Source organism: Mesorhizobium sp. IMUNJ 23232 (assembly GCF_044326205.1).
GTDB lineage: Bacteria > Pseudomonadota > Alphaproteobacteria > Rhizobiales > Rhizobiaceae > Kumtagia.
Genome location: NZ_JBIRCY010000080.1, coordinates 19,202 through 27,165, shown reverse-complemented (window position 1 = coordinate 27,165; position 7,964 = coordinate 19,202). Strand labels below are relative to the sequence as shown.

At 61.8% G+C, this 7,964-nt stretch carries 8 protein-coding genes; all 8 read right to left on the bottom strand.

Annotated features, from left to right (window positions below; all coding sequences use genetic code 11):
• Positions 1-781: ABC transporter substrate-binding protein (locus ACH196_RS33855; protein ID WP_396651243.1), on the bottom strand; the 781-nt coding region annotated here is incomplete at its 3' end.
• Positions 782-888: 107 nt separating this feature from the next.
• A complete protein-coding gene (locus ACH196_RS33850) occupies positions 889-1,896 on the bottom strand; it encodes an ABC transporter substrate-binding protein (RefSeq protein ID WP_396651242.1) in 1,008 nt (335 codons plus the stop codon).
• A gap of 22 nt (positions 1,897-1,918) precedes the next feature.
• Positions 1,919-2,926 carry an ABC transporter substrate-binding protein gene (locus ACH196_RS33845; RefSeq protein ID WP_396651241.1) on the bottom strand — a complete coding sequence of 336 codons (1,008 nt, stop codon included), beginning with the start codon at positions 2,924-2,926 and terminating at the stop codon, positions 1,919-1,921.
• 44 nt (positions 2,927-2,970) lie between these two features.
• Entirely contained in the window at positions 2,971-3,975 is a 1,005-nt protein-coding gene (locus tag ACH196_RS33840; RefSeq protein WP_396651240.1) for an ABC transporter substrate-binding protein, read from the bottom strand.
• Positions 3,976-4,005: 30 nt separating this feature from the next.
• Positions 4,006-5,016 carry an ABC transporter substrate-binding protein gene (locus ACH196_RS33835; RefSeq protein WP_396651239.1) on the bottom strand — a complete coding sequence of 337 codons (1,011 nt, stop codon included), beginning with the start codon at positions 5,014-5,016 and terminating at the stop codon, positions 4,006-4,008.
• Positions 5,017-5,045: 29 nt separating this feature from the next.
• Complete coding sequence (locus tag ACH196_RS33830; protein WP_396651238.1) at positions 5,046-6,059, bottom strand: ABC transporter substrate-binding protein; 1,014 nt, start codon at positions 6,057-6,059, stop codon at positions 5,046-5,048.
• 37 nt (positions 6,060-6,096) lie between these two features.
• Positions 6,097-7,110, bottom strand: coding sequence for an ABC transporter substrate-binding protein (locus ACH196_RS33825; protein ID WP_396651237.1), 1,014 nt, complete (start codon positions 7,108-7,110; stop codon positions 6,097-6,099).
• An 11-nt stretch (positions 7,111-7,121) separates the two neighbouring features.
• On the bottom strand, positions 7,122-7,952 hold the full coding sequence (locus tag ACH196_RS33820) for an ABC transporter substrate-binding protein (protein WP_396651247.1): 831 nt from the start codon (positions 7,950-7,952) through the stop codon (positions 7,122-7,124).
• Positions 7,953-7,964 lie beyond the last annotated feature (12 nt).

The window sequence follows — 7,964 nt, the reverse complement described above, 5'->3', positions numbered from 1 at the left end:
GCGCCACCCGTTCCGGTTCAGCCGCGCAGATGTCGGCCGACTTGATGATGGCGCGGACGACGCGCTTGGTGGCAGCCGGATTTTTCTCGGCGTAGGCCGCGTTAACCGCCAGCATGCAGCAGTAATATTGCGACCAAGGCCGATCCTTGGAGCTATCGAGGATCACGTGGCCGACTTTGCGGGCGCGCAGATCCTGAGCCTCAGGCGGAAAAGCCAGGAACGCGTCGACCTTGCCCTCGGCGAAAAGTTCCGCCGGCCTTGTCTCGCCGACGACCCATTCGATGTCGCGTTGCGGGTCGAGGCCGACATAGGTCGCCATGGCACTGACGAAGACATGCGGATCGGATGATAGGTTGCCGCCGACACCGACTTTACGACCCTTGAGGTCAGCGATGCCTTTGATGTCTTCGCGTCCGAACAACTCGTAGCAGCCGACATGCACGCCGGAGATCACCTTGATCGGGGCTCCAGTATCGATCGGAATGATCAGGGCCGTAGCAAAGTCGATGCCGAAGTCGATGTCGCCGCGCGCCAGCATCTCGGTCTGGGCGATACCGGCGTCCGCGGCGACGAAGCCGAAATCTGAGAACCCCTCCGCGCGGATCAAATCCTCGGCGACGTACTGCGGTGCAATGCAGATACCAGGGGCGGCCGCAAAGCGGGCGATCGTGGTTTCAGATGCCGCTTCAGCGGCGGCCGCGTCGCGGCTCTCCGCCAGACCCGTGGCTGCGAGCGCAGACAGGCCTGTGAGGAAACGGCGACGGTTCTGCATCAACTGCATTGTAGCCTCCATCTATCTCGCGCTCAGGTTTGGCCAACCATTCGACCGGTCATCTCCCGGCGGACGCGTCGCCGCTCGACGACCGGGAGATCTGGCCGGCAATCCGTTCACTGCTTCAACTCGCGCTTGACCTCGTTGAGGAAACGCCAGTCGGTTGCGTTCGCCACAATGTCGTTCGGGTTCGACTTGACGACCCCGGCTTCGTGCAGGCGCAGCGAAAAGAATCGGAGCGAATCCTCGGGGTCCAGCTCCCGCCAACTCGCGTACGGGATTTCCGCGATCATGCGCGCTGCATATTCGTAATTGTCGGCGCGGCCCTCATCGACCAGCTGGCGGGCTATAAGGTCGGGATCGGAGACACACGCATCGGCGCCCTTGAGAATGGCGCGCAGAACGCGTTTCGTGGCGATCGGATAGCGCTCGATGTAATCCGTGCGCGCAACCAGCATACAGCAGAAGTACTGGGACCAGGGACGATCCGAGATGCTGCTGACCACCACATGACCCAGCTTCTGCGCTCGCAGCGCCTGCACCTCGAGCGCGACTGCGAGCACAGCATCGATCTTGTGCTCGGCAAAGAGCTGCATCGGGGTCGTGTCGCTGATGACCCAGTTGATGTCACGCGCCGGGTCGAGCCCGACATAGGTGGCCATCGCAGTCACGTACAGTTGCGGGTCCGTGCCGAGTGTGGGGCCAATTCCGACACTCTTGCCCTTGAGGTCGAGGACGCTGTTGATGCCCTCGTGGGCAAACAACTCCCAGCAGCCGACATGAACGCCGCACAGCGCCTTGAGCGGCACACCTTTGTCCACCGCGACGACGACCGCACTCGCGAAATCGAGCCCGAAATCCGCGCGGTCGTCCGCGAGCAACGCCGCTGCGGTGGCTTCGTCGCCGACAGGCACGTAACTGAAATCGCTGAAACCTTCGGTGCGCAGCAGCCCTTCGGCGATGTATTGCGGAGCAACGCAGTCGCCAGCAACGAAATCCGCAAAGCGCGCGCTCGTGGTCTCGGGCGACGTATCGGCAAGTGCAGGTCCAGCACCGAACATGCCAGCTGCACCGATGGCTGCAGCGCTGGCCATGAAACTGCGGCGGTCCAGAACGATAGGCATTGCACCTCTCCAAGAAAGGGGATCAGGTTTTCAGCTCGCGCTTCAGCTCGTTGAGGAAACGCCAATCCGTGCCTTTGGCGATGACCTCCTGGGGGCTTGCGGCGATCATTCCGAGTTCCTGCATGCGCAAGGCGTAGAAGCGCAAGGTGTCCTCGGGATCGAACTCTCTCCACACGTCATAGCGCGCGGCGCCGAGCGTGCGCAGCGCATAGTCGTAGCTGCTGGCGAAGCCCTTGTCCGCCGAGCGCCTGGCGGCCGCTTGCGGGTCGGACACGCAGAGGTCGACGGCTTTGAGCACGGCTCGCATTACGCGCTTGGTGGCGACCGGATACTGCCTGGTGAAATCCACGTTCGCGGCCAGCATGCAGCAGTAGTACTGGGACCATGGGCGATCGAGTGCTGTGCTGAGGATCACGTGACCGATCTTGCGGTCCTGGGCGATCTGCGGATCAGGCGGCGTGGCCAGAAACGCATCGATCTTGCCCGCGGCCAGCAGGTCCAACGAATTGGGGGTGACGACCCATTCGATGTCCCTTTCGACGTCGAGCCCGACATTAGCGGCCATAAGCTTGAGCAGCACTTGTGGAATGCCGTTCAGTTGGTTGACGCCGACCCGCCTGCCTTGCAATGCCTTCACGCTGCCTACGTCCTGATTGGCGAGCAGTTCGAGGCAACCGGTGTGCATGCCGGCGAGGATCGCAAGCGGGGTCCCCCTGTCGATCATCCGAACAAGTTCCGGCGCGAACCACCAGTCGAAATCGATGACGCCGTCCGGCAACATCCGTAGCGACTCGGCATCATTGGCCGGCTCGATAAACTCGATCTCGGTGAAGCCCTCGTTCCGCAGAAGGTCCTCGGCCGCGTAGAATGGCGTCTGGCAATCGGAAACCTTGCGGAAGACCGACGTGCGGATGCGGGTAACCTCGGGCGGTGGCTCAGCCCGGGCCTGTGTTGCGGCGCCGACGAGGCCCGCAGCCCCGGCTGCCGTCAGGCCGGTCAGGAAGGTACGGCGACTTTGAATGATCTGCATTGGCTCCTCCTTCTCAGGAAAGTCACAACGAGCCAGCCGACTGTTCAGGTCCTCAACTCGCGCCTGAGCTCGTCGAGGATGCGGAAATCCGTTCCGTCTGCGATGAGCTTCTGGGGGGAACTCTTGAGCATCCCGACCTCTCGGAGGCGCAAGGCGTAGAAGCGCAGCGTGTCCTCGGCGCTGTACTCACGCCAACCGTAGGGGATCGCCTCCATGACCTGAAGGGCATGGTCATAGCGCTTGGTATAGCCCTGCTCGACCAGGAACTGCGCCGATTGCTCGGGCTCGCTGGCGCAGAAATCGGCCGCTTTCAAGATGGCGCGGAGGGCGCGTTTGGTGGCCACCGGATTTTCGCGGACGAACTCCCGGTTCCCAGCCAGCATGCAGCAGAAGTATTGCGACCAGGGCCGGTCCACGGTGCTGCTGATCACCACATGGCCGATCTGCTGCTCCCGCATCTCCTGCGGTTCGGGGGGAAAGCCTAGATAGGCGTCGATCTTCCCCTCGCTGAGGAGCCGGATGGACTCAGGCCCCTGATGCGTGACGAAGTTGATGTCCTTATGGATATCCAGGCCCACATACGCCGTCATACTGGCGAGAAAGACGTATCGGCTGGAATCCAGCGACGGCACGGCCACGGTCTTCCCCTTGAGGTCACTGATCGCCTGTATGCGATCGGTCCCGAACAGCTCAAAGCAGCCGACATGGAGTCCCGCCAGGACGACGATCGGATCACCCGCCTCCAGGTGAAGAAGGAGAGGGGCCGCGAAATGCGCACTGATGTCGACCTCACTGGAGGCAAGTGCCGGCGCGATGTCTGCGGTTCCCCTTTTTGGGATGAACTGCACGTCGGTGAACCCTTCGCCGCGCAGCAGTTCTTCGGCTACGTACTGGGGGGCCTGACAGATGCTGGGAATCCTGATGAGCCGGATCCGCGTCGTCTCTGGCGGTGGCTCTGCCGACGCCTTTGTAACCGTCCCCAAAAAGCTTGCAGCGCCGGCCGCCGCGGCGCCTGCCACGAAAGTGCGGCGATTCTGGATGATCTGCATGCGATCCTCCTTTCCGTGCAGGCTGCACGCCTACCCCTTCAGCTCTCGCTTCAACTCCTCGAACATGCGAAAATCGGTGCCGTCGGCGATGATCTTCTGAGGACTCGCCGCGATCATCCCGGCCTCGCTCAGGCGCAAGGCGTAAAACCGCACAGTGTCCTCGGGATCGTAATCGCGCCATCTGCCGTACGGCACGTCGTTCATGGTCTGCAGCGCATAGTCGTACCGGGCCGTGAACCCGCGATCGACGATCTGTTGGGCGACGCGTTGCGGTTCCGTGACACAAAGGTCCGCCGCCTTGAGAATGGCGCGCACGACACGCTTGGTGGCGACCGGGTTGTTGCGAACGAAGTCGGCATTACCCGCCAGCATGCAGCAGAAATATTGCGACCAGGGACGGTCAATGGAGCTGTTGACGACCACGTGGCCGATGTCGTGGGCGCGCAATTCCTGGGGCTCCGGCGGAAACCCGAGAAACGCATCGACCTTTCCTTCGATGAACAGCTCCTTTGCCCTGACGGATGGGCTGGTGATGAGCCAGCGGATGTCCTTTTCGGGATCGAGCCCGACATAGGCTGCCATGCTGGTCAAGAACACGTGCGGGGTCGAACCCAGGCCCTGTATGCCTAAGGTCTTGCCTTTGAGGTCGGTGATGCGGCGGACGCTTTCGTTGCCGAACAGTTCGAAGCAGCCGGTATGCACACCCGCCAGAATCGTGATCGGGTCGCCGGCATCGATTGCAAGGGCCAATGGCCCGACAAAATTCAGGCTGAAGTCCACCTCGCCGCGCGCGATCGTCTCCGACGTCGCGACAGCGGCCTCCGTCACCACATAGCTGACGTCGGTAAACCCCTCCAGGTGTAACAGCTCCTCGGCGACGTACTGGGGCGCAATGCAGATGCCCGCGATCTTTGCGAGGCGGATCGCCGTAGTCTCAAGAGAGCCCTCCGCAAATGCACGCACCGGCGTGCCGATAAGTCCCGCAGCGCCGGCGGCCGCAGCGCCAGCCAGGAAGCGACGACGGCTCTGGATGTTTTGCATGTCCACGTCTCCTCTTGAGACAAATGGAGTCAGGTTTTCAGTTCACGCTTCAACTCGTCGAGGATTTGCCAATCGGTGCCCTCCGCGATGATCTTCTGCTGGTTAGACTTGATCATGCCCGTCTCCTGCATGCGCAGCGCGTAGAAGCGTATCGAGTCCTCGGCATCGTAGTCGCGCCAGGTGTCGTATCCGATGTTTTTCAGCGTCTGGAGCGTGTGGTCGTAGCGGCGGGAGTAACCGCGATCGACCAGTTGGCGCGCCGCCGACGGCGCATCCGAGGCGCACAGGTCGGCGCCCTTCAGGATGGCCCGCAGGACATGCTTGGTCGCGATCGGATACTTCTCTACGTAATCCGCGCTGCCGGCGATCATACAGCAGAAATAATGCGACCAGGGGCGATCGACGCCATTGTTGTAGATCGTGTGGCCGATCTTGCGCGCCCGCAGCCTCTGCTGCGTGGGCTCACCGGCGAGGAAGGCATCGATCTTGCCGTCGATGAAGAGGTCCGTCGGGCTCGTGCCTGTGGAAGGGACCCACTCGATATCGCGCTTGGGATCGAGCCCGACATAGGCGACCATGAGGATCGTCAGCAAGTGCGGGTGATCGTTCAATGCATACACGCCTACCTTCTTACCCCGCAAATCCGTCAAGCTGCGGATGTGTTCGTTGGCGATCACCTCGAAGCACCCCGTGTGCAGGCCGGTCAGCACCTTGATCGGCACACCGGTATCGATCAACTTGATCAGCATTGCCGGCATGTTCAGATCGAAGTCCGTCTCGCCGCGCGCGAGCCACACCGAGTTGTCGACGCTAAGGTCGCCTTGCACGAATTGGACGGTAAAGCCTTCGGCGCGCAACAGCTCCCCGGCGATGTACAAGGCCGCCCAGCAGCCGCCATCATCTTCGAGATACGTCGGCAGCCGGACGGTGGTGGTTTCCGGCGGCGGCTCCGCGCGCGCCGATGAAGGGATACCGATCAGTCCCGCCGTCCCTGCCGCCGCGAGACCGGCTAGGAAGCGGCGGCGGTTCGGGATGATGTGCATGGGAAGTCTCCTCTCAGCCTGGTCGTGACTGGCAAACTCAGCTCTTCAGCTCACGCTTCAACTCGTCCAGAAATCGCCAGTCCGTTCCGTCGGCGATGATCTGTTGCGGGCTCGATTTGATCATGCCCGTCTCGCGCATGCGGAGGGCATAAAAGCGCACGGAAGACTCGGCATCGTATTCCCGCCAGACGTCGTACCGTGTGTCGTTCAGCGTTCGGAGAGCGTAGTCGTAGCTTGGGACGAAACCTCGATCGACCAGTTGCCTGGCACTTGATGACGGATCCGACGCGCAAAGGTCGGCGCCCTTGAAGATGGCCCTTAGCACCCGCTTCGTCGCCGCTGGATATTTGTTCACGTAGCCCTCAGCAACCGAGACCATGCAGCAGAAATGCTGCGACCAGGGGCGGTCGACAGTCGTATTGACGATCGTATGGCCGATTTTCTTGGCGCGCAGCTGCTGCGGTGCGGGTGGCGTGAACAGGAATGCGTCGAACTTTCCCGCGACAAAGCCTTCCGCTGCCTTGCCTTTCCAGATGACCCATTCGATGTCTTTGGCGGGATCCAGCCCAACATAGGCAGCCATCAGGGCGACCATCGTGTAGCTCAGTGAATCGAGAGTGAACGTGCCTACACGCTTGCCACGCAGATCTGTGATGTCCTTGACGCTGTCGTTGGCGATCAGTTCCATGCATCCGGCATGCAGCCCGGCAAGCACCTTGATGGGCACGCCAGTGTCGATGAATGTTAGATGGACCGGCACGTAGTTCACGCTGAAATCCGTGTCGCCGTTTGCGATCCACACCCACTGGTCGACTTTGGGGTCGCCTTGTATGTATTGGACGTCGGTGAAACCGTCGGCGCGCAGCAACTCCCCAGCGAGATACAGGCCCGCCCAGCAATAGGCACCATCGATCCACCGCGGCAGGCGGACCGAGGTTGTTTCGAGGGGCAGCTCCTCGGCTGCATTGGATGGACCCGCGTTGAACAATCCTGCGCTGCTGGTCGCCAGAACGCCTGCCAGGAAATGACGGCGGCTCTGGATGATCTGCATGGGCTCCTCCCTCACGTCTTCAGCTCACGCTTCAACTCGTCGAGGAAGCGCCAGTCCGTTCCGGCGGCGATGATCTGTTGCGGGCTCGATTTGATCATGCCCGTCTCTTGCATGCGCAGTGTGTAGAACCGCATGGAGTCTTCAGGATCGAAGTCCCGCCATGTGTCGTAGCGGATATCGTTCAGCGTCTGGAGGGCCAAGTCATACGACGGGACGAAATCGCGATCGACCATCTGCCGGGCCACCCACTGAGGATCCGACGCGCAGAGGTCGGCAGCCTTGAGGATGGATCGCAAGACCCGCTTGGTCGCCACCGGATGCCTGTCCACGTAGTCCGTCGTCGCGGAGATCATGCAGCAGAAATACTGTGACCATGGGCGGTCGACGGCATTGTTCAGGATCGTGTGGCCGACCTTCCTGGCGCGCAGTTCCTGCGGCTGGGGCGGCGTGCCGAGGAATGCGTCGATCCTGCCTTCGACGAAGAGCTCCGTCGGTGTGGCGTCTTCCGACACGACCCATTCGATATCGTTCACGGGATCGAGCCCGACATAGGCGGACATGAGGGTCAGCCACACGTGCCGCGAGTTGTTGAGCCCGTCCACGCCGACCCTTTTGCCCCGCAAGTCCGTGATGCTGCCGATGTTCTCCTTGGCGATCAGTTCGAGGCATCCCGAGTGCAACCCGGTCAGCACCTTGATTGGCACACCGCGGTCGATCGATACGATCTGACTCGGCGGAAAGTTCACCGAGAAATCGGTCTGGCCGCGTGCGATCCACTCCGAGTGGTCGACGCTCCTGTCGCCCTCCACGAAGCGAACGTCGGTCAAGCCCTCCGAGCGCATCAGTTCTCCGGC